Origin of the sequence: Serratia sp. CY27727 (assembly GCF_052169275.1) — a bacterium.
GTDB classification, from domain to species: domain Bacteria; phylum Pseudomonadota; class Gammaproteobacteria; order Enterobacterales; family Enterobacteriaceae; genus Serratia; species Serratia sarumanii.
The window spans coordinates 158,010-176,137 of the sequence record NZ_JBJNLB010000004.1 but is presented as its reverse complement, the minus strand read 5'-3'; the positions used below and the strand labels follow the sequence as shown (position 1 = coordinate 176,137).

Sequence of the window (18,128 nt, the reverse complement as noted above, 5' to 3'; positions counted from 1 at the left end):
GGTAGAAGTTGAGATGAATGTATTCCTCCGTAAGAAAATCGAACAGGTAAAAATTCTTAATTTTGCGGCGCTGAAAAGCAATTGCTCGCCGAATGCGCGGCCGCCGGCAAAACCGCTGGTCTATACTGGGAAGACGCCTCGCGGCGGGGCGCACACTCTGGAGGCCGCCATGTCCGATCTCGTTTCCGCATCCGGCAAACCGGTGAAAATCCCCGGCCCTGATCACCCGATCACCTTGACCCGCCATCCGACGCGGGTCGTGGTGCGTGCCGGCGGTCAGACCCTGGCCGACAGCCGCCATGCGCTCATTCTGCAGGAAGCCAGCTATCCGCCGGTGTTTTACTTTCCGCGTGAGGACGTGAATATGGCGCTGTTGCAGAAAAACGAGCACGTCAGCTACTGCCCTTATAAGGGCGACTGCAGTTATTTCTCCCTGGCGCTTAACGGCGAGCAGGGCGCCAATACGGCCTGGAGCTATGAAATGCCCTACAACGCCGTGGTGGCGATCAAGGATCATCTGGCATTTTATCCCGACAAAGTGGCGGAAATCCGTGCCGAAGCCTGAGCCCCGCCGCATCCGGGCGTGGGCAGGTTGACATTCTTCTTATCCCTACTCATTATGTGTATTATCGGAAATTGATACGTTTTCCTTATGTTTTAGTCCGACATAAACGAAACTCTGAGCAGGTGCCAAGGTGTCTACCTCTACGCGATTTGCCGTTGCCATCCATATTCTGACCAATATCACGCTGTGCCGTGGCCAGACGGTGCGTTCCGAAGATATCGCGCGCAGCGTCAACACCAACCCGACGGTGGTGCGGCGCATCCTCGGCGCGCTGGCGGAGGCGGGGCTGACCTGTTCACAGATGGGGCAAGGCGGCGGGGCGCTGCTGGCGCGGCCGGCGGAAGCGATCTCGTTGCTGGACGTGTATCGCGCGGTGGAAGATCAACCGTATTTCATGCTGCACCGTACCCGGCCTAACGATGCGTGCTATATCGGCCACGCCATTACCCCGGTGCTGGAGCAAGAGTTTGCGCGCGTCGGTCTCGCGCTGGAAGCCAGCCTGGCGCAAACCAGCATCGCCGAAATGGCCGGGCAGGTCGAGCGGCGCGCAGGCTATCCTTTTGTCCCTTGTTCGCCGCAATATCAAGCGGATACGCAATAAAAACCCGCGCCAATTCCTTCTTCGCGCAGAGCATTTTTTGCATTGCGTTAATGTAATTGTGTAAGTTACATTAGCTCGCATCAAGTGTGATGTAGCTCACGTTTTAGACTGCCTCCCCACGATACTCAACCGATTGGCCGGAAACCTTTTCTTCCGGCACAGATTCGCTGTGCTTATAAACCAGGAGAGAACGATGTTAGAAATGATTGAAAGCTTGGCCACCGTGGTGGTCCTGGTGCCGGTAATGGTGGCCGTTTTGCTCGGCGCGATTTACGGCCTGGGTGAAGTGTTCAACGTCTTTTCCGCTATCGGCCGCAAAAAAGGCTGAGCGGCACGCCCGGGGGCGGTTCTCGTCCTCCGGCCCCCGCATTTTCCTTCCCATCATTACTCCATCGCGTATACCGTCTCTAGTCCCGAAAAAGCCGGGCGCTCAGCGTATCGATAAACACCCTGAGTTTTGGCGTCAGGTGTTTGCTGGAAGGCCAGAGGACTTTAAAGCTGCCGGTGTGGTGGCAATGCTCAGACAAGATCGGTTGCAATCGCCCCTGTTCCCGTGCGCGCTTTACGGCAAAATCCGGCAAACAGGCGATGCCCTGGCCGCTTTCCGCCAGGTAAATCAGGGTATCGACGGTATTGCAGACCAGCCGGGTGTTGATCCCCTCGGCGAGCAGCTTTTCCCATCCGGCGATCGGCCAGGGCTCCACTCTGCCGGTAGAGGGAAATTTGTACAGCAGGCAGGCATGGCCTTGCAGTTCCGCCGGTTGACGCGGGATCCCCATCTGGCGCAAATAATCCGGCGAGGCCACCAGCTGCAGATGAAACGTGCCCAGCTGGCGGCTCATCAGCCGTGAGTCTTCGGTCTCGCCGACGCGAACCACGGCATCAAAACCTTCTTCGATGACATCGACCCGACGGTCGGAAAAATCGGTTTCCAGCTCAATTTCCGGGTAACGCCGAACAAATTCCGCCAGCACCGGATTCAACAGGCCGCCCACCAGCGGCAAACTGACACGCAGCTTGCCGCGCGGCGCGCTGTGCGTATCGCTGATTTCCCGTTCCGCCGCCGCCAATTCCCCGAGAATGCGCTGACAGCGGTGCAGAAACAGCCGGCCTTCGGCGGTCAGCGTCATGCTGCGCGTGCTGCGGTGAAACAGGCGCGCGCCCAGCCGGTTTTCCAGGCGGGCGATGCTTTTCCCCACCGCGGAAGCGGAAATGCCGAGCACACGCCCGGCCTCAACGAAACTCAGCGTCTCCGCGGCCTGCACAAAGACGCTTACCCCAGACATATTATCCATTGCTTACCCCATTGCGGACGTGAATGTCCGCTATGAAAGGAAATCTAGCCTGTTTTTCCGTTAATCACCACGCTCTATGCTCGGTGGCGACAGCATGGGCTGACTACCTGGAGCAATAAAGATGAGTGAATACGGATCCTCCACCAACGCGATCGACGGCGCGCTAGAAAAAGCTTTGCGTGAAAAACGCTTGGTTGGCGCGGTCGTTTTGGTGGCGCAGGGCGGTGAGATCGTTTATCGACGCGCGGCGGGCATGGCGGATCGCGAAGCGGGCAAGCCGATGGCGTGCAATACGCTGTTTCGGCTGGCTTCGGTGTCCAAACCGATCGTGTCCACGGCGGCGTTGGCGCTGATGGCGCAAGGCGGCATGCGGTTAGACGATCCGATCACGCGTTGGCTGCCGAATTTTCGCCCGCGGCTGGCGGACGGCACCCAACCGTTGATGACGCTATGGCATTTGATGACCCACACCGCCGGATTAAGCTACCGTTTTTTCCAGCCGGAAGGGGGATTCTACGCCCAGTCGGCGGTCTCCGACGGCATGGATGAGGCGGCGGTAAGCCTGCAGGAAAATGTGCGGCGTATCGCTTCCGCGCCGTTGCTGGCTCCGCCCGGCGCGGCGTGGCGTTATTCCATCGCCACCGATGTGTTGGGCGCGGTCATTGAACAGGCGAGCGGCCTGCCGCTGGCGCAAGCGGTCAAAAAATGGGTGACCGGGCCGCTGGCGATGACGGATACCGATTTCCTGGCGGTGGACGCCGCGCGTTTGGCGGCCGCATACGCCGATCATCCCGGCGAGCCACGCCGCCTGCGCCAGCCGGATCGTTTACCGTTCATCGACGGCAGCGCCGGTTTTCATCTGTCGCCGGCGCGTGCGCTGGATCCGCAGGCGTACGCCTCCGGCGGCGCCGGCATGGTCGGTTCGGCGGAGGATTTCCTGCGCCTGCTGGAAACGTTGCGCCAGGGGGGCGGGCAGGTGTTGCCGGCTGATTGGGTGGCGGCGCTGACCACCAACCAAATCGGCGATCTGCCGATGCCGTTTTGGCCAGGGCGCGGGTTTGGCCTGGGCGTCACCGTGCTGAGAGATCCCGTCGCCGCGCAAACGCCGGAGTCCGTTGGCAGCTGGCGGATGGGCGGCACCTATGGCCACTCGTGGTTTGTCGATCCTGCCCGGCAGCTCAGCGTGGTGGCGTTTACCAACACGGCGCTGGAGGGGATGTCCGGCGCTTTTGTCGGCGAGATTTGTCAGGCGGTTTATGCCGCGACGGGAGCGATGTGATGGGCCTGTTGCCACCGATTTTCTTCATCGTGCTGGGGCTGTTCGGCGTTTACTGCATCGAGTTTGGCGTAGTGGGTATCTTGCCGCAGATCATCGCGCGCTATGGCATCTCCACGGCGCAGGCCGGCTGGCTGGTCGGGGTCTTCGCCCTGACCATTGCGCTGTTCGGACCGCTGTTGGTGCTGCTGGCGTCGCGGTTCAATCGTAAACGCATACTGTTGATCGCGTTGGCCGTGTTTGCGGCAGCCAGCGCGCTGGCCGCTCAGGCGGACAGCTTTGCCATGCTCATGCTGCTGCGCATTTTGCCGGCGTTGTTTCACCCGATCTACTTTTCACTGGCGATGGTGGCGGCCGCAGCGCTTTATCCGCCGCATCTGGCCACCAAAGCAACCGCTTATGCGTTTATCGGCACCAGCATGGGCATGGTGTTGGGGATACCGTTGACGCAATGGATCGCCGGGCAGTTCAGCTACGAGGCGTCGTTCCGATTTTGCGCGCTGGTCAACCTGTTGGCGGCGCTGGGATTGCTGTGGCGCTTGCCTGATGCGGCCGTGCAGCGCCTCAGCTATGGCAAGCAGTTGGCCATCCTGCGCAGCGGCACGCTGTGGCTGAATATCACCACCTGCGTGCTGATCTTTGCCGCCATGTTTGCCGTCTACGCTTACGCGGCCGAGTACCTCAGCCGTGAAATCGGCCTCAGCGGCGGCGCCATCGGCTTGCTTCTGGTGGCGTTCGGTGTGGGCGGTGTCGCGGGCAACCTGTTGGCCGGCAAGGGGTTGAGCCGTCATCGTGCGGTGACGGTGTTGCTGCACCCGATAGCCTTGATGGCGGCCTATGCGCTGCTGTATTGCTACGGCAGCGCGAATATCGGTTCAATGACGGCGCTTTGTCTGTACTGGGGAGCGGCGCACACCAGCGGTTTGATCGTGACGCAGATCTGGCTGACCTCCGAAGCGCCGCAGGCGCCGGCGTTCGCCACCGGGCTGTATATCGCTTTTATCAATCTGGGCGTGGCGGTGGGTTCGCTGGTGGGCGGCTGGTTTATCGCTGCCTGGGGGCTGCCGGGCAGCCTGCTGTGCGGGGCCATGTTTGCCGCACTGGCGGCGATCGCGATCGCCGCCAGGCTGTGGCTGCAACGGCAGGCTACGGTTGCGTTGCGTCAATCATCGCCATCACCTGCCGAAACATCGCGCTTTCCGCATCGGCCAGTTCGTTGACCAGCGTAAAGTGATTGCAGTGGCGATCTGCCAGCAGCTGGACGTCGAGGCCGCGCGCCAGGCAGGCGTCATAATAGGCCTGCGTCTGGTTTTTGAAGCCTTGGGTTTCCCGCTGGCCGACGTCGAGCAGGATCTGCGGCGCATGTTCTTTCGCCGGCAGCAAAAACAGCGGGCTGAGGGCTTGCGCCTGTTCGGGCGTCAGGTGCAGCCAGTCGTTGATATAGATATCGCACAGCGGCCGCAGATCGTAGAGGCCGCTCAGCGCCAGTGCGCCTTTGATCGCGTCGGGCGGCAGGCGATAGCGTTGCTGCCAGCCGTCGGCGATCAGCATGCCGCACAGGTGGCCGCCGGCTGAACTGCCGCTGACGAAAATGCGCGCCGGATCGATGCCGAAGGGCGCCCCGTGATGATAGAGCCAGGCGACGGCGCTGCGCACCTCGTGCACGATCTCCGCCAGCGTCGCTTCCGGCGCCAGCGTGTATTCCAGCGTGGCGACCGCCACGCCGCGGCGGGCAAACGCGGCGGCCATCGAGCAGGCCTCCTCTTTGCGCTGTGAATGCCAGTAGCCGCCATGAATAAAGACCAGCAGCGGGGCGGGCTGTACGCTGGCCGGGAACAGGTCGAGGCGCTCGGCGGCGCTCATGCCGTAGCGCAGATCGTAAATGCCCGGCGTCTGCGCCCTGGCACGCTGGGCCAGCGCGGCGTATTCCGCCATGCAGGCGTCAAAATCTTCCACCGAAGCGCGGGCGTTGTATTGCACGGCGCGCGCGCTCAGGTCTGCAAACGTCAGATCGATGCTCATCACTTCTCCTGATTGTTATGCGTTATGCCCTCATCATCATCCCGCAGGCGAAAAGATGTTTGATCTCCGGTGCGCATCATTGCGGCTTCTCTGATGCTGTTTTCTGCTGTATATTGCTGTTTTATGCTTTTTACTGCGGAATAAACCCATGCACAAAGCGGCACGACAGCGCCATTTACTGGATTTGCTCAGCGAACGCGGGCAGGCGGCGGTGGCGGAATTGGCCGGCGCCATCGGCGTTTCGGTCGATACCGTGCGCCGCGATCTGGCCGATCTCGAGCGGCAAGGGTTGGCGCAGAAACATCACGGCGGGGCGATCGCGCTCGAACCGTCCGGCATGCCGCGCCAGGCGCGCGCGGCGCTGTTGCCGCAGGTCAAGCAGCGGCTCGGCCGCGCGGTGGCCGCGCAGATCCCGCCCGGCAGCACCCTGATGCTGGATGCGGGCAGCACGCTGCTGGCGGTGGCACAGGCGCTGCGCGGGCCGGCTACGGTGATCACCGCTTCGCTGGATATCGCGCAGTGCCTGAGCGACAGACCGGAGATCAACCTGATTCTGCTCGGCGGCCAGTGGGATGCGCGCCAGCGGCTGTTCGCCGGCAGCGCCACCCTGGCGTTGCTGGAACGCTACCGCGCGGATATCGCCTTGCTGGGCGCCTGCGCGGTGCATGCGCAGCTGGGGCTGAGCGCCGGCGACGAGGCCGATGCAGAGGTCAAACGCGCCATGCTGGCCAACAGCGGCGAGCGCTGGCTGGTGGCCGACCATATGAAACTGGATCGCTGCGAACCGCATCACGTTGCGGATCTGGCGCAGATCCAACGGCTGTTTACCGATCGCCCGTGGGACAACCTGGACGAACAGTCACTGATTGAACTTTGTGTCGTCGCCGACGACCGCTAGAGGAGAACACTGATGAACGATACCGCTCAACCGTTGCAGGTGGCGCTGATTGGCTACGGCTTTGTCGGCAAGGCGTTTCACGCGCCGCTGATTAACGCGGTGCCGGGGCTGGAACTGAGCGTGGTGGCTTCGCGCGATGCCGCCAAGGTGCATGCCGATCTGCCGCACGCGCAGGTGATCGCCGATCCGCTGGAGGCCATCCGCCGACCGGAGGTGGATTTGGTGGTGATCGCGTCGCCGAATGACACCCATGCGCCGCTGGCGCTGGCCGCGCTGGAGGCGGGCAAGCACGTGGTGGTGGATAAGCCCTTTACGCTGGACTTGGCGCAGGCGCGCACGCTGATTGCGGCGGCGGAAAAACACGATCGCCTGCTGTCGGTGTTCCAGAACCGCCGCTGGGACAGCGACTACCTGGGGGTGAAGCAGGTGATCGAACAGGGGCTGATCGGCAAGGTGACGCACTTTGAGTCGCACATCGATCGTTACCGCCCCGAAGTGAGGGTGCGCTGGCGCGAGCAGAACCTGCCGGGCAGCGGGCTGTGGTTTGATCTGGGGCCGCACATGGTCGATCAGGCGCTGCAGCTGTTCGGTTTGCCGCACAGCGTGCAGGCCAACATCGCCACGCTGCGCCCCAACGCGCAGGTTAACGACTGGGCCCACGTGGTGCTCAACTACCCGACGCACCGCGTGATCCTGCATGGCAGTATGCTGGTGGCGGGCGGCGTGTCGCGCTTTACCGTGCACGGCGAGAAAGGCAGCGTGGTCAAAACGCGCGCCGACGGGCAGGAGAGCCAACTGCTGGCCGGCGTGACGCCGGGCTCGGCGGAGTGGGGCAAAGACGACGACGCGATGAGCCTGTTTATCGGCACGGAGCCGGTGCGCACGCTGCCGACGCCGAATGGCGATCAGCGCCAGTATTACTTCCAGGTACGCGACGCCCTGCGCGGCGCCGGCAGCAATCCGGTTACCGCTGCGCAGGCGCTGGCGGTGATGGCGGTGCTGGAGGCGGCCACCCTGGCGGCGGAAACCGGAGTGACTCAGCCGTTGCCGCTCACCGAGGCGGAAATCGCCGCCTGGTAACGGCTCACGTCAGATAAGGCGTCAGACGCATGGATACAGTGCATACCGTGCGTCTTCCGCCATCCCAACCCCTGGCATAGGCTAATCCTCAGTCTATGTCAGGAGTGTTTACCATGTTATCCCATCCTTCGCCGCAGGGCGTCCGCGGCATATTGGCCGCACTGTCTCTGAGCATGCTGCTGTCATCGCTCGGCATCAGCATCGCCAACGTCGGGCTGCCGGCGCTCGCCGCCGCGTTCCATGCTTCGTTCCAGGCGGTGCAGTGGGTATTGCTCTGTTATTTACTGGCCGTCACCACCTGTATCATCGGCATCGGCCGCCTCGGCGACAGCCTTAATCGCCGCCGCCTGCTGCTGGCGGGCATCGCGCTGTTTACCGCCGCTTCGCTCGCTTGTGCGCTGGCCCCGCAGCTTTGGCTGCTGCTGGCGGCGCGCATGGCGCAGGGGCTGGGGGGCGCGGTCATGATGTCGATCGCCATGGCGCTGGCGGGCGAAGCGCTGGGCACGGATAAAATCGGCCGCGCGATGGGTCTGCTCGGCACGATGTCGGCAGTGGGCACCGCGCTGGGGCCGTCGTTGGGCGGCGCGCTGATCGCCGGTTTCGGCTGGCGGGCGATGTTTCTTATCAATCTGCCGCTGGGGCTGCTGGCGCTCTGGCTCGCCTGGCGATACTTGCCGGATGGGGCACGCCCGGCAGCGCGCCAGGAACCGTTCGATCGCGCCGGTACGCTGCTGCTGGGCGGCGCATTGCTCTGCTATTCGCTGGCGATGACCCTTGGGCGCGGCAACTTCGGTGCGCTCAACCTGGCGTTGATGCTGGGGGCGCTGTTGGCGGGGGCGCTGTTCATCGGCGTGGAACGCCGCGCCGCATCGCCGCTGTTGGCGCCGGCGATGTTTCGCCATCCGGCCCTGACGGCGGGGCTGGCGGCCAGCGCGCTGGTGATGACGGTCATGACCGCCACGCTGGTGGTCGGGCCGTTCTACCTGTCGCGCGCCCTGGGGCTAAGCGCCGCGCAGGTCGGGCTGGTGATGTCGGCGGGGCCGGCGGTGGCGATCCTGACCGGCATTCCGGCCGGTTATCTGGTGGATCGTTTTGGATCGCAGCGCATTGGCCAGTTTGGGCTGGCGGCGGTGGCCGCCGGGGCGGCGTTGCTGTCGCTGCTTAACCGCTGGGGCGTGCTCGGCTATGTTGGCCCCATCGCGCTGCTGACCGCCGGCTATGCGCTGTTTCAGGTGGCCAACAACACCATGCTGATGAAGGATCTGTTTCCCGAACGGCGCGGGCTGGTCGCCGGCATGGTGAACCTGGCGCGCAATCTTGGGGCGATCACCGGCGCTTCGGCGCTGGGGGCGCTGTTTTATCTGGCTTCGCAGCGGGTGGCGGGCGCCGCCGCCGCCGCGGCTTACGGCATGCAGGTGACCTACGGCGTGGCGGCGCTGTTGGCGTTGGCGGCGCTGCTCATCGCCTTCGGCGGCCGCCGCCCGCGTCGGCGATGAATCCGTCTACGCCGGTGGCGATATGAACCGAACATTTCATCAGGCGAGATCGCCCCGGTACACCACATGGACCTTGTTGCCGTCGGGGTCGCGCAGGTAAGCGCCGAAATAGCCCTTGCCGTAATGCGCGCGTTCGCCGGGCTCGCCTTCACCGCTGCCGCCCGCCAGCAGGCCGGCGGCGTAAGCGCGTTTGACCTCCAGCTCATCGGCGGCGAGAAACGCCAGCATGCTGCCGTTGCCGGCGCTGGCGGGTTGCCCGTCGAAGGGTTGGTAAGCATAGAAACGCGGCAGCGTTTGGCCCGGCATCACCCAGCAGCGGGCGGCGGGGCCGCCGTCCGGCGTCACTTCCCGCCGCTGTAATCCCAGCGGCAACAGGATGGCGTCGTAGAAGGCGGCGGCGGCGTCCAGATCGCTGACGCCGACGGTAATATGGCTGAACATGGCGCTTCCTTTCCGAAGAGAGAGTATGAACGCATAAAACAGTAGCAGCGATATTGCCGAATGGACAGACCGCAACGGAGGATTCGGATTAGAGACGCGCGCAGGGGCAAAGCGCGCTTCACGGTGTGCGGGGCAGGCCGCCGCTCAATTGCTTTCGACGCGCGGATTGGCGTGAGTCGGTTGGCTGGGATAGTCCACCTGATGCTTATGCAGGTAATCGCGGATCAGCTGGCGCACCACCTGGGAAGGGGTGACGTCCTGCTGCAGGCACAGTTCCTCCAGGGCTTTCTTCTTGTCCGGGTCAATCAGCACCGTTAGCCGCGCCGTTTTCTTTTCCATCAGGATCCTCCAGAGAATGATAACTGAATGATAATACCATGTGGGCGAAGCGGCCAGCCAGACCGCGTCGCCGCCCGTCTTTAGCGGAAATGCAACCGCTCTATTTTGCGTGACAGGTAGCCGAGTTCGCAGTTGAACAGCTCGCCGCTGCCGGCGGCCAGGCTGCGCAGTGCGCTCAGCGGCAGCGTCACCTGGGCCGGCGTGGCGTAAATGATCACGTTGCCGCTGGGGGCGACGCAAAACAGTACGGTGCCGAATATTCGCTGCAGGCTGTGGTACAGCAGGCTGTTTTCGTCAGGCAGATCGTGGTAATTGAGCACCAGCCAGCCCCCGTCGTTCAGCCGCGCGGCGCAGTTTTCCAGGAAGGTCTGGGTGCCTTGCTGCGGATCCATGGCGAACGCCGAATAGAGATCGGAGAAGATCAGATCGTAACGCGTCTCGACGGGCGGGCGCACAAAGTCCATGGCGTCGGCGGTGCGCAGGCTGATGGTGCCGGTGGCCGGCAGCGTAAAATAGCGGCGCGCGACGGCGATCACCGCAGCGCGCAGCTCAACCACGTCCAGACGCATGGCCGGATCGAGCGCGTGCAACGCGCGCAGCAGACTGCCGCCGCCCAACCCCAAAATCAACGCCGAGCTCGGCGGTTGCCAGGCCACCGCCATCAGCATCGCTTTGATGTAGTTGTGGATCGGCTGCGCGGGGTTGCTGAGGCTCATCTTGCTCTGTTCGCAGATGCCGTCAAACCGCAGCGTGCGGTAGTCCTTGTGATCGGAAACGATGATTTCGCCCCAGGCGTCGGCTTCGCGAGCGATCACCTGGCCGCGCGGAGAGAAATCGAGGGTTTTAAGTAAGCTGTCAACCAGAGACATGGTATTCGCAGGGCTCCTTTGGCAAGCGGCCTATTTACGGGCGCACATGAAATCGGCGGTGCAAATGCGCCGGCCATCGATGCTGGCGCGGCCGGTAAAGCGGGCGATCGCCCCGCGCCGACGAACAAAAGCGACCTCCATCAGCACCTGGTCCCCAGGGCGGGCGGCGCGATAAAACCGCGCGCGCTGAATGGCGGCGAAATAGTAATGCTCCCCCTCATTCAGCGCCCCGAGATAGTAGTGGGCCAGCAGACCGGTGCTTTGTGCCAGCGCTTCCACCAACAGCACGCCGGGAAATCCGGCGAAGTGTGCGTGGCCGTTCCAGAACGTCGGCTCATTGGCGGTGATGTTCTTGATGGCGCTCAGCCGCCCTTCGGCAATGCAGGTGCCGGCGGGCAGCACGCGATCGACCAGCAGGCAGGGATAACGATGAGGCAAAATCGCCTGAATATCGTTGAATTGCAGGGGGTGACCAGTCAATGGCATGAGAGAGCGTGATCCTGTCTGCGGCGAAACCGGTGCGAGGGCCGGCGTTCAGTCCATGATGAGTGTAATAACATTATAATAAAATTATCATCATATGTGCCAGATGAAAAAAACGACGGCGCAGAAACAGGCGAAGAGAGGAGCGAGAGGGAGGCACCCGATCCTGGCGATCGGGTGTGGCAGCGCGTTTAGTGCTTGGAGCGGGTCACTTTATCCAGGTAGCCCATCACGAAGGCGGACAGCACAAAGGTAAGGTGGATGATCACATACCACATCAGCTTGTTGTCCGGCACGTTCTTGGCGTCCATAAACACCCGCAGCAGGTGAATGGAGGAGATGGCGACGATAGACGCAGCAACTTTGTTTTTCAGCGAGGTGGCATCCATTTTGCCCAGCCAGCTCAGCTTTTCTTTCCCTTCGGTGATATCCAACTGCGAGACGAAGTTTTCATAACCGGAGAACATCACCATCACCAACAGCCCGCCCACCAGCGCCATGTCGACCAGCGACAGCAGGGTCAGGATCAGATCGGCTTCGGCGACAGAAAAGATGTTGGGCAGGACGTGCAGGATTTCCTGAAAAAATTTGATCGACAGTGCGATCAGAGCCAGTGAAAGGCCGAAATAAACCGGCGCGAGCAACCAGCGGGAGGCGTACATCGCGTTTTCTAGTAAACGTTCCATCATAAAATTGTGTCAAATGCGTGGCCAAAAGAGCGCTCAGTATAACGCAGGTGGCCCGGGCGAAATCAACTGGTTGCCAATGGCTTGGAGAAATTTGCGAATGGACGCTCGCTGTGAACGGGTTCATGACAATGAGAACGCATGGGGATAAACTGCCGCGATATCTCACCTTGCTACTGTTTCGTCAAGGGCTGCTCAAAACTAAGGATGGTTATATGGTCGACAATGCGTTTATCGCGAGAACGCGAGCCGTCAACGGCTGCTTTTCCATGTTTTTGCTGATGTTCCTGATTACATTTATTCCGCTGTTCCTTGAGAACAGAGCCGCCTTGATGCGACAAGGGCTATTGCTGCCGCTGCTGTATGGAATGGAGTTCATCGCTATCTTTTCGTTATACCTGCTCTTTTTCCGCCGCAGAGAAGGATTGGGCAAAGGCGAGATTAAGCGCAACGATTTTGCACTGCTGCTGTTCGCGCTGTTGGTGATTCAGTTTATTTTCCCGCGTTTGATGGGCGTGGAGAAAACGGAAACCTGGGTGACGGAGCAGGTGGCATTGCCTGGCGAAATTTTGGCGCTCAATGCCGCTTTGTTGGTTTTCGTGGTCCCCATTTATGAAGAGATCGTATTTCGCGGCTGTCTGTTTAACGCGCTGATGTATTGGTTTAACGATAAGGTGCTTTGGGTCGCGTTAACGGTGTCTGTCATCTTTGCCGTTTTGCATACCCAGTACACCGATTGGCGCACATTGGCAGCTCTGGTGCTCATCTCGCTGGTGTTGACGGCCGCCCGAGTGAGATCCAAAGGGATCTATTTGCCCATCGGGCTGCATATGACCATGAACGGCGTCGTGATGGCGGCCAGCTATGCGTTAAGCTGAAGCCGTGCTTACCGCCCGATTTTCAGTGCCGGGCTTTTTTACCGTCGCTGTGGCCGAGAGAGCGATCGGGGAAGCTGTGATCGCGCAGCCGTTGCTTTAACTGCGCCGCATCGGGGAAACCGCCGTCAATCTTGCGATCCCAAATCATTACGCCATCGACGCTGATTTGATAGACCCCGCCGGTGCCCGGCATCAGGGTGACGGAGGCGAGATCGTCGCCGAAGGTGTTCAGCAGCTCTTGCGCCATCCAGCCGGCGCGCAGCAGCCAGTTGCATTGTGAACAGTAGTGGATCGTAACGGCGGGGGCATTTTTCATCGATGATCGACCGGTAGTGGTAACGGCTTGCAATCAGCCTGAGGAACCTGCAAACGATGGTGGCCTCGTCTCGCCAAATAGTCAAGCGTCTGCAGCGGCAGGAACGAGAGGGGGACCGAGCGCGCGTCACGGCCGCTTGCTGCCGGCAAACCATTCAACACCACGCAGCATGCCTGCCCAATAAAACCGGGGTAAAAACCAGGCTTTCAGCCACCAGGCCAGACGGCTGGGCTGGGTGGCGTCGAGCAGCGGAAACGTGGGCAGCAATTTACCGTCATAGCCAAATTCCGCCAGCACAACTTTGCCTTTCTCAACCGTCAATGGACAGGAACCATAACCATCATAATGGGCAGTGAGAGGCGCGCCCTGAATCAGCGCCGCGACGTTTTCAGCCGCCACCACCACCTGCTTGCGGGCTGCCGCCAGGGTTTTGGCGTTTGGCGTCGAGCAACAGTCGCCTACCGCAAAAATATCCGGCCAATGCTTATGCTGCAGCGTCGATTTATCCACATCGCACCAGCCGGCACCATCAGCGAGGCCGCTTTGCGAAATAAACGCCGGGGCCGATTGGGGCGGCACCACGTGGAGCATATCGAAGGGCAGAGTTAACTCGCGTTTTCCTTCTTCATTTGTCTCTACGGCAAATGTCGCTTGCCGCTTCTCGCCATCAACACGGATCAAATGATGATTGAAATTGACCTGTGCTCGGTATTTTCCCAAATACTCGGTCAGCGGGGGGACAAATTGCGGAATGCCGAAAACTGCCGCGCCCGCAAGGCAGAAATTGACGTTAATATTATTCAGGATGCCTTGGCGACGCCAGTAATCGCATGACAGATACAAGGCTTTTTGCGGTGCGCCGGCGCACTTGATGGGGAGCGGTGGCTGAGAAAATATCGCCTGGCCGCCTTTCATTTCGCGGACCAGTTGCCAGGTATATTCGGCAAGATCAAAGCGATAATTAGAGGTGACGCCGTTTAATCCCAGGGTTTCTTCAAGGCCCTCTATTTTATCCCAGCGTAAAATCAGTCCGCATGCAACAATAAGAAAGTCATAGTTTATTTTCTGCCCCTGGCGGGTCTCGATGTATTTTTGACTGGGCTCAATCCTGACCACGCTATCCTGTATCCATGCGGTGCCTGAGGGCAGAACGGCATGCATGGAGCGCCGTGTTTTCGTGATATCAAAGAACCCGCCGCCCACCAGAGTCCATGCTGGTTGATAATAATGACAATCGTTAGGCTCCACTATCGTTATATCGATATCTTTAACTCGCTTCCTTATGCTTGCCGCGATACCTATTCCGGATGAGCCGCCGCCAATAATAACGACGCTTTTCTGGGTATTTATTTTCTCTGGTTTCATGCAGGCCTCCTTTCATAAGAAAGTAGGGGGTTGTCGCCCAGATTAAAAGCGAATTCATAGAACTTGTGGTTATATAAAAAATCACATATTCCATTTTGCTATATGTAATAACAAATCGAAATAAGTTATTTGACATTGCCGGTGAACTGATCGTTAATAAATGACATGAGCATCATTAAGGGATTAACGCAGTGGATTTTTTCCATTTCAGTTTTTATATCGTGATGCTGTTAGTGGTCACCGGGGGAATTGTGGGATTTCTCCTGGCCCTGACCGGCGGCGGCGGCTCAATCGTCTGCGTGCCATTATTGCTGTATATGGTGAAAGTGCCGGATACGCATTTGATTATAGGGACCAGCGCCATGTCTGTGGCCATTAACGCGCTGATCAACCTGGCCGCGCACGCCTCCAAAGGCAACGTCAGGTGGCAGACCGGGCTTGTCGTTTCGCTGCTCGCCGTCATGGGGGCGCTGGCCGGCTCTCAGATGGGAAAAATCACGGACGGACACTACATAACCCTGCCTTTTTCCCTGTTGATGCTGGTGGTCGCCGGATTGACGCTGAAAAGAAATCCCCTTGCCGGCAACCCCTTGCCGTCCTCCCATTCTGCCGTTCATCCCGCCATCGTATGGCCCAGCGTTCTCGCGCTGGGCGGGCTGGCGGGCTTTCTGGGCATTGGCGGCGGATTTTTGGTTGTGCCGGCGCTGGTCTGGTTTTTTCGCTTCTCGATGGTTGAGGCGGTGGCAACCTCACTGGTGGTCGTGGCGGCCATGGGGCTATCGACCAGCGCCAGCTACGCCATGTCCGGAAAGGTGTCGCTCGCCATTACGTGTTGGCTCATCGTCGGCGGCGTTCTGGGGGGCGTGGTGGGGGTGGCACTCGCCGAGCGCCTGAAAAAACGCGAGGGCATTATCAACGTGCTCTATGCCCTCATGCTCCTGGCGCTGGCCCTGTATATGTTATTTAAAAGCCTATGAAACGGAAGGAAAAAAACATGCGCATCCGCACTTACCACCCTCAGCTCTCCTTTTCGGGCGCGCCCGAAGCGAGTGATTTCAAGGCGCTGTCTCAACAGGGCTACCGCCTTATCGTCAACAATCGGCCGGATGAGGAGCCGGGGGAGTATCTTGACCATCAGCAAGAGAAAGCGTTGGCTGAACAAGGGGGAATGCGCTACGTCTATCTCCCTTATACGTTCGATACGCTGACCTGGGAGACCGTTTACACCTTCCAGTTTCTGTTGCGGCAAGGCAAGAAAACCCTGGCGCACTGCAGAAGCGGGGCTCGCTCTGCCTGCCTTTCCCTGCTGTATGCGCTGCGCGAAGGTCAGATAGATGAGGCGCAGTTTCGCCGCCAATGCGACGAATACGGCGCGGACGCCGATAAGGCGCTCAGCTGGTACTACAAGCATCAGTCCGTGCGGGCCACGGCGGAAGTTCACGCGTTTTATGAGCCGGAAAGCGGCAGCCTGCAGTATGTGGTTGCCGATCCCGAGGCGCGCCGCTGTGCGATTATCGATCCGGTGCTGGATTTTGACCGCCGATCGGGCACGGTCTCGCATCAACAGGCCAACGATATCCTGAATTTTATCCATCAACGGGGGTGGGGAGTGGCCTGGGTGCTGGATACGCACCCGCACGCCGACCATTTTTCGGCCGCCACCTGGCTGGCGCAGAAAACCGGTGCCTTCACCGGCATCGGTGAAAAAATTACCGCCGTTCAGGGGCTGTGGGAAGAGATCTATAATTTAAAAGACCTGCCTGCGGCCAATACCGTCTGGGATGCGCTGTTCGCGGACGGCGACGTCTTTTTTATCGGCAACCTGCGCGCTGAAGTCCTGCTGTCTCCCGGGCACACGCTGGCGTCCGTCACTTATTACATTGCGGATGCGGCGTTTATCCACGATACGTTCTTCATGCCGGACAGCGGTACCGCAAGGGCCGATTTTCCTGGCGGCAATGCGGAAACCTTGTGGGAGTCATTGCAGCGGATCTTGAGCCTGCCGGCGGATACCCGCCTGTTTACCGGCCATGATTACCGCCCGGCGGGGCGTGAGGCCCGCTGGGAAAGCACCGTGAGAGAGCAGCGCGAGAACAATCCCTGGGTGGTCAACATGGATAAATCCCGCTTTATTGCGCAAAGAAAGCAGCGGGACGCCACGCTGCCGCACCCGGAACTCATGCTGATGGCGCTGCAGGTCAATATTCGCGGCGGCGTGTTGCCTGACTGCGAAGACGATGGGCAACGCTACCTGAAAATTCCCGTGAATCGATTTAAGCGGTGAATCAAGCCAGAGGTGCGAGATCGTTCGCCGCCGCTGCGGTCAATGCGAATGAGATCGCGCCGTCTGTTAATTGTTTTTTATGAAATAATCATGCTGGTTCATATTTAATTATTTGTTTTTACACAAATCATGCGGCGCTTGCCCTCACCGAATACAGTCACTACATTAACAACTGTACTTCCCACTCTGCTAAGGAAAACACCATGAAAGCTGCCGTAGTGACGAAAAACCATACCGTAGACATTCAGGATAAAGTGCTGCGCCCGCTGAAGCACGGCGAAGCGGCGTTGAAAATGGAGTGTTGCGGGGTGTGCCACACCGATTTGCACGTGAAAAACGGTGATTTCGGCGAGGTGCCGGGCATTACGTTGGGGCATGAGGGCATCGGCGTGGTCTCCGCCGTCGGTGAGGGCGTCACCTCGCTAAAAGTGGGTGACCGCGCCAGCGTCGCCTGGTTTTACCAGGGTTGCGGCCATTGCGAATATTGCGTCAGCGGCAACGAAACCCTGTGCCGTTCGGTGAAAAACGCCGGCTACAGCGTTGACGGCGGCATGGCGGAAGAGTGCATCGTGGTGGCGGACTACGCGGTGAAAGTGCCGGACGGGCTCGATTCTTTCGCCGCCAGCAGCATCACCTGCGCCGGCGTCACCACCTACAAGGCGGTGAAAATTTCCGATATCAAGCCGGGGCAGTGGATCGCCATCTATGGCCTGGGCGGGCTGGGCAACCTGGCGCTGCAGTACGCCAAGAACGTGTTTAACGCCAAGGTGATCGCCATCGACGTCAACGACGGCCAGTTGGAGTTCGCCAAACAGATCGGCGCCGATCTGGCCATCAATTCCAAAACGCAAAACGCCGAGGAGATCATTCAGCAGCAAACCGGCGGCGCTCACGCGGCGGTGGTGACGGCTGTGGCGAAAGCGGCCTTCAACTCGGCGGTCAATGCGGTGCGCGCCGGCGGTAAAGTGGTGGCGGTGGGGTTGCCGCCGGAGAGCATGGATCTGAGCATTCCGCGCCTGGTGCTGGACGGCATTCAGGTGGTGGGTTCGCTGGTGGGCACGCGCGAAGATCTGAAAGAGGCGTTCCAGTTCGCCGCCGAAGGCAAAGTGACGCCGAAAGTGACCAAGCGGCCGCTGGGCGATATCAACGCCATCTTCGACGAGATGAAGGCGGGCACCATTCGCGGTCGCATGGTAATCGATCTCGGCATGGCGAAGTAACCGTTGCTAAACTA

General features: G+C 60.3%; 21 protein-coding genes. 12 read left to right on the top strand and 9 right to left on the bottom strand.

Annotation, left to right across the window (positions count from 1 at the left end; all coding sequences use genetic code 11):
• The first annotated feature begins 169 nt into the window (after window positions 1-169).
• The 3 genes from ACJ8HB_RS13365 to ACJ8HB_RS13355 all read left to right on the top strand — a co-directional run bounded on the left by ACJ8HB_RS13365 (window position 170) and on the right by ACJ8HB_RS13355 (window position 1,494).
• Entirely contained in the window at window positions 170-565 is a 396-nt protein-coding gene (locus ACJ8HB_RS13365; protein WP_047571623.1) for a DUF427 domain-containing protein, read from the top strand.
• A gap of 130 nt (window positions 566-695) precedes the next feature.
• The gene (locus ACJ8HB_RS13360) at window positions 696-1,166 is read left to right on the top strand and encodes an Rrf2 family transcriptional regulator (protein WP_047567559.1); all 471 of its coding nucleotides are present in this window, start codon (window positions 696-698) and stop codon (window positions 1,164-1,166) included.
• Between the two features lie 193 nt (window positions 1,167-1,359).
• Entirely contained in the window at window positions 1,360-1,494 is a 135-nt protein-coding gene (locus tag ACJ8HB_RS13355) for an AcrZ family multidrug efflux pump-associated protein (RefSeq protein WP_033634505.1), read from the top strand.
• 79 nt (window positions 1,495-1,573) lie between these two features.
• Here ACJ8HB_RS13355 and ACJ8HB_RS13350 read toward each other — a convergent pair whose 3' ends face one another.
• The gene (locus ACJ8HB_RS13350) at window positions 1,574-2,461 is read right to left on the bottom strand and encodes a LysR family transcriptional regulator (RefSeq protein ID WP_047567557.1); all 888 of its coding nucleotides are present in this window, start codon (window positions 2,459-2,461) and stop codon (window positions 1,574-1,576) included.
• Window positions 2,462-2,582: 121 nt separating this feature from the next.
• On the opposite strand from ACJ8HB_RS13350, the gene ACJ8HB_RS13345 reads away from it, so the two are divergent.
• Both ACJ8HB_RS13345 and ACJ8HB_RS13340 read left to right on the top strand, forming a co-directional pair.
• Window positions 2,583-3,740: a serine hydrolase domain-containing protein gene (locus ACJ8HB_RS13345; RefSeq protein WP_047567554.1), complete on the top strand. Its 1,158-nt coding sequence runs from the start codon at window positions 2,583-2,585 to the stop codon at window positions 3,738-3,740.
• Entirely contained in the window at window positions 3,740-4,957 is a 1,218-nt protein-coding gene (locus tag ACJ8HB_RS13340) for an MFS transporter (RefSeq protein WP_047567552.1), read from the top strand. The genes ACJ8HB_RS13345 and ACJ8HB_RS13340 overlap by 1 nt, the downstream gene beginning before the upstream one ends.
• On the opposite strand, the gene ACJ8HB_RS13335 is transcribed toward ACJ8HB_RS13340, so the two are convergent.
• Window positions 4,884-5,759 carry an alpha/beta hydrolase gene (locus ACJ8HB_RS13335; protein ID WP_047567551.1) on the bottom strand — a complete coding sequence of 292 codons (876 nt, stop codon included), beginning with the start codon at window positions 5,757-5,759 and terminating at the stop codon, window positions 4,884-4,886. The two genes, ACJ8HB_RS13340 and ACJ8HB_RS13335, sit on opposite strands and share 74 nt — an antisense overlap.
• Before the next feature lie 148 nt (window positions 5,760-5,907).
• Between ACJ8HB_RS13335 and ACJ8HB_RS13330 the strand changes: the two genes are divergently transcribed.
• The 3 genes from ACJ8HB_RS13330 to ACJ8HB_RS13320 all read left to right on the top strand — a co-directional run bounded on the left by ACJ8HB_RS13330 (window position 5,908) and on the right by ACJ8HB_RS13320 (window position 9,233).
• A complete protein-coding gene (locus tag ACJ8HB_RS13330; RefSeq protein WP_033655028.1) occupies window positions 5,908-6,657 on the top strand; it encodes a DeoR/GlpR family DNA-binding transcription regulator in 750 nt (249 codons plus the stop codon).
• A 12-nt stretch (window positions 6,658-6,669) separates the two neighbouring features.
• Window positions 6,670-7,737, top strand: a complete 1,068-nt coding sequence (locus ACJ8HB_RS13325; RefSeq protein ID WP_047567549.1) for an oxidoreductase — start codon at window positions 6,670-6,672, stop codon at window positions 7,735-7,737.
• Window positions 7,738-7,850: 113 nt separating this feature from the next.
• Complete coding sequence (locus ACJ8HB_RS13320) at window positions 7,851-9,233, top strand: MFS transporter (protein ID WP_047567547.1); 1,383 nt, start codon at window positions 7,851-7,853, stop codon at window positions 9,231-9,233.
• Window positions 9,234-9,272: 39 nt separating this feature from the next.
• On the opposite strand, the gene ACJ8HB_RS13315 is transcribed toward ACJ8HB_RS13320, so the two are convergent.
• The 5 genes from ACJ8HB_RS13315 to ACJ8HB_RS13295 form a co-directional block, all read right to left on the bottom strand.
• Window positions 9,273-9,674 (bottom strand): VOC family protein, encoded by a 402-nt coding sequence (locus ACJ8HB_RS13315; RefSeq protein WP_033634513.1) that lies wholly within the window; start codon window positions 9,672-9,674, stop codon window positions 9,273-9,275.
• Between the two features lie 144 nt (window positions 9,675-9,818).
• Complete coding sequence (locus tag ACJ8HB_RS13310) at window positions 9,819-10,013, bottom strand: ribbon-helix-helix protein, CopG family (protein ID WP_004928567.1); 195 nt, start codon at window positions 10,011-10,013, stop codon at window positions 9,819-9,821.
• 80 nt (window positions 10,014-10,093) lie between these two features.
• Entirely contained in the window at window positions 10,094-10,882 is a 789-nt protein-coding gene (locus ACJ8HB_RS13305; protein WP_033655031.1) for a spermidine synthase, read from the bottom strand.
• A 30-nt stretch (window positions 10,883-10,912) separates the two neighbouring features.
• Entirely contained in the window at window positions 10,913-11,368 is a 456-nt protein-coding gene (gene fabZ / locus ACJ8HB_RS13300; protein WP_033648284.1) for a 3-hydroxyacyl-ACP dehydratase FabZ, read from the bottom strand.
• Window positions 11,369-11,556: 188 nt separating this feature from the next.
• A complete protein-coding gene (locus ACJ8HB_RS13295) occupies window positions 11,557-12,051 on the bottom strand; it encodes a TIGR00645 family protein (protein WP_033655048.1) in 495 nt (164 codons plus the stop codon).
• A 215-nt stretch (window positions 12,052-12,266) separates the two neighbouring features.
• Between ACJ8HB_RS13295 and ACJ8HB_RS13290 the strand changes: the two genes are divergently transcribed.
• On the top strand, window positions 12,267-12,929 hold the full coding sequence (locus ACJ8HB_RS13290; protein WP_047567542.1) for a CPBP family intramembrane glutamic endopeptidase: 663 nt from the start codon (window positions 12,267-12,269) through the stop codon (window positions 12,927-12,929).
• Between the two features lie 22 nt (window positions 12,930-12,951).
• On the opposite strand, the gene ACJ8HB_RS13285 is transcribed toward ACJ8HB_RS13290, so the two are convergent.
• Complete coding sequence (locus tag ACJ8HB_RS13285; protein WP_004928553.1) at window positions 12,952-13,245, bottom strand: SelT/SelW/SelH family protein; 294 nt, start codon at window positions 13,243-13,245, stop codon at window positions 12,952-12,954.
• A gap of 126 nt (window positions 13,246-13,371) precedes the next feature.
• Window positions 13,372-14,610 carry an NAD(P)/FAD-dependent oxidoreductase gene (locus ACJ8HB_RS13280; protein WP_047567538.1) on the bottom strand — a complete coding sequence of 413 codons (1,239 nt, stop codon included), beginning with the start codon at window positions 14,608-14,610 and terminating at the stop codon, window positions 13,372-13,374.
• Between the two features lie 191 nt (window positions 14,611-14,801).
• On the opposite strand from ACJ8HB_RS13280, the gene ACJ8HB_RS13275 reads away from it, so the two are divergent.
• The 3 genes from ACJ8HB_RS13275 to adhP all read left to right on the top strand — a co-directional run bounded on the left by ACJ8HB_RS13275 (window position 14,802) and on the right by adhP (window position 18,114).
• Complete coding sequence (locus ACJ8HB_RS13275) at window positions 14,802-15,587, top strand: sulfite exporter TauE/SafE family protein (RefSeq protein WP_077791463.1); 786 nt, start codon at window positions 14,802-14,804, stop codon at window positions 15,585-15,587.
• Between the two features lie 17 nt (window positions 15,588-15,604).
• The gene (blh, locus tag ACJ8HB_RS13270; RefSeq protein WP_047567536.1) at window positions 15,605-16,894 is read left to right on the top strand and encodes a bifunctional sulfur transferase/dioxygenase Blh; all 1,290 of its coding nucleotides are present in this window, start codon (window positions 15,605-15,607) and stop codon (window positions 16,892-16,894) included.
• A 203-nt stretch (window positions 16,895-17,097) separates the two neighbouring features.
• Window positions 17,098-18,114 (top strand): alcohol dehydrogenase AdhP, encoded by a 1,017-nt coding sequence (gene adhP, locus ACJ8HB_RS13265; protein ID WP_033634519.1) that lies wholly within the window; start codon window positions 17,098-17,100, stop codon window positions 18,112-18,114.
• Window positions 18,115-18,128 lie beyond the last annotated feature (14 nt).

Excerpts from the sequence above, each read along its gene's own strand:
- ACJ8HB_RS13365 (WP_047571623.1), top strand. The coding sequence starts at position 170 with ATGTCCGATCTCGTTTCCGCATCCGGCAAACCGGTGAAAATCCCCGGC.
- ACJ8HB_RS13355 (WP_033634505.1), top strand. The coding sequence starts at position 1,360 with ATGTTAGAAATGATTGAAAGCTTGGCCACCGTGGTGGTCCTGGTGCCG.
- ACJ8HB_RS13350 (WP_047567557.1), bottom strand. The coding sequence starts at position 2,461 with ATGGATAATATGTCTGGGGTAAGCGTCTTTGTGCAGGCCGCGGAGACG.
- ACJ8HB_RS13345 (WP_047567554.1), top strand. The coding sequence starts at position 2,583 with ATGAGTGAATACGGATCCTCCACCAACGCGATCGACGGCGCGCTAGAA.
- ACJ8HB_RS13340 (WP_047567552.1), top strand. The coding sequence starts at position 3,740 with ATGGGCCTGTTGCCACCGATTTTCTTCATCGTGCTGGGGCTGTTCGGC.
- ACJ8HB_RS13335 (WP_047567551.1), bottom strand. The coding sequence starts at position 5,759 with ATGAGCATCGATCTGACGTTTGCAGACCTGAGCGCGCGCGCCGTGCAA.
- ACJ8HB_RS13330 (WP_033655028.1), top strand. The coding sequence starts at position 5,908 with ATGCACAAAGCGGCACGACAGCGCCATTTACTGGATTTGCTCAGCGAA.
- ACJ8HB_RS13325 (WP_047567549.1), top strand. The coding sequence starts at position 6,670 with ATGAACGATACCGCTCAACCGTTGCAGGTGGCGCTGATTGGCTACGGC.
- ACJ8HB_RS13320 (WP_047567547.1), top strand. The coding sequence starts at position 7,851 with ATGTTATCCCATCCTTCGCCGCAGGGCGTCCGCGGCATATTGGCCGCA.
- ACJ8HB_RS13315 (WP_033634513.1), bottom strand. The coding sequence starts at position 9,674 with ATGTTCAGCCATATTACCGTCGGCGTCAGCGATCTGGACGCCGCCGCC.
- ACJ8HB_RS13310 (WP_004928567.1), bottom strand. The coding sequence starts at position 10,013 with ATGGAAAAGAAAACGGCGCGGCTAACGGTGCTGATTGACCCGGACAAG.
- ACJ8HB_RS13305 (WP_033655031.1), bottom strand. The coding sequence starts at position 10,882 with ATGTCTCTGGTTGACAGCTTACTTAAAACCCTCGATTTCTCTCCGCGC.
- fabZ (WP_033648284.1), bottom strand. The coding sequence starts at position 11,368 with ATGCCATTGACTGGTCACCCCCTGCAATTCAACGATATTCAGGCGATT.
- ACJ8HB_RS13295 (WP_033655048.1), bottom strand. The coding sequence starts at position 12,051 with ATGGAACGTTTACTAGAAAACGCGATGTACGCCTCCCGCTGGTTGCTC.
- ACJ8HB_RS13290 (WP_047567542.1), top strand. The coding sequence starts at position 12,267 with ATGGTCGACAATGCGTTTATCGCGAGAACGCGAGCCGTCAACGGCTGC.
- ACJ8HB_RS13285 (WP_004928553.1), bottom strand. The coding sequence starts at position 13,245 with ATGAAAAATGCCCCCGCCGTTACGATCCACTACTGTTCACAATGCAAC.
- ACJ8HB_RS13280 (WP_047567538.1), bottom strand. The coding sequence starts at position 14,610 with ATGAAACCAGAGAAAATAAATACCCAGAAAAGCGTCGTTATTATTGGC.
- blh (WP_047567536.1), top strand. The coding sequence starts at position 15,605 with ATGCGCATCCGCACTTACCACCCTCAGCTCTCCTTTTCGGGCGCGCCC.
- adhP (WP_033634519.1), top strand. The coding sequence starts at position 17,098 with ATGAAAGCTGCCGTAGTGACGAAAAACCATACCGTAGACATTCAGGAT.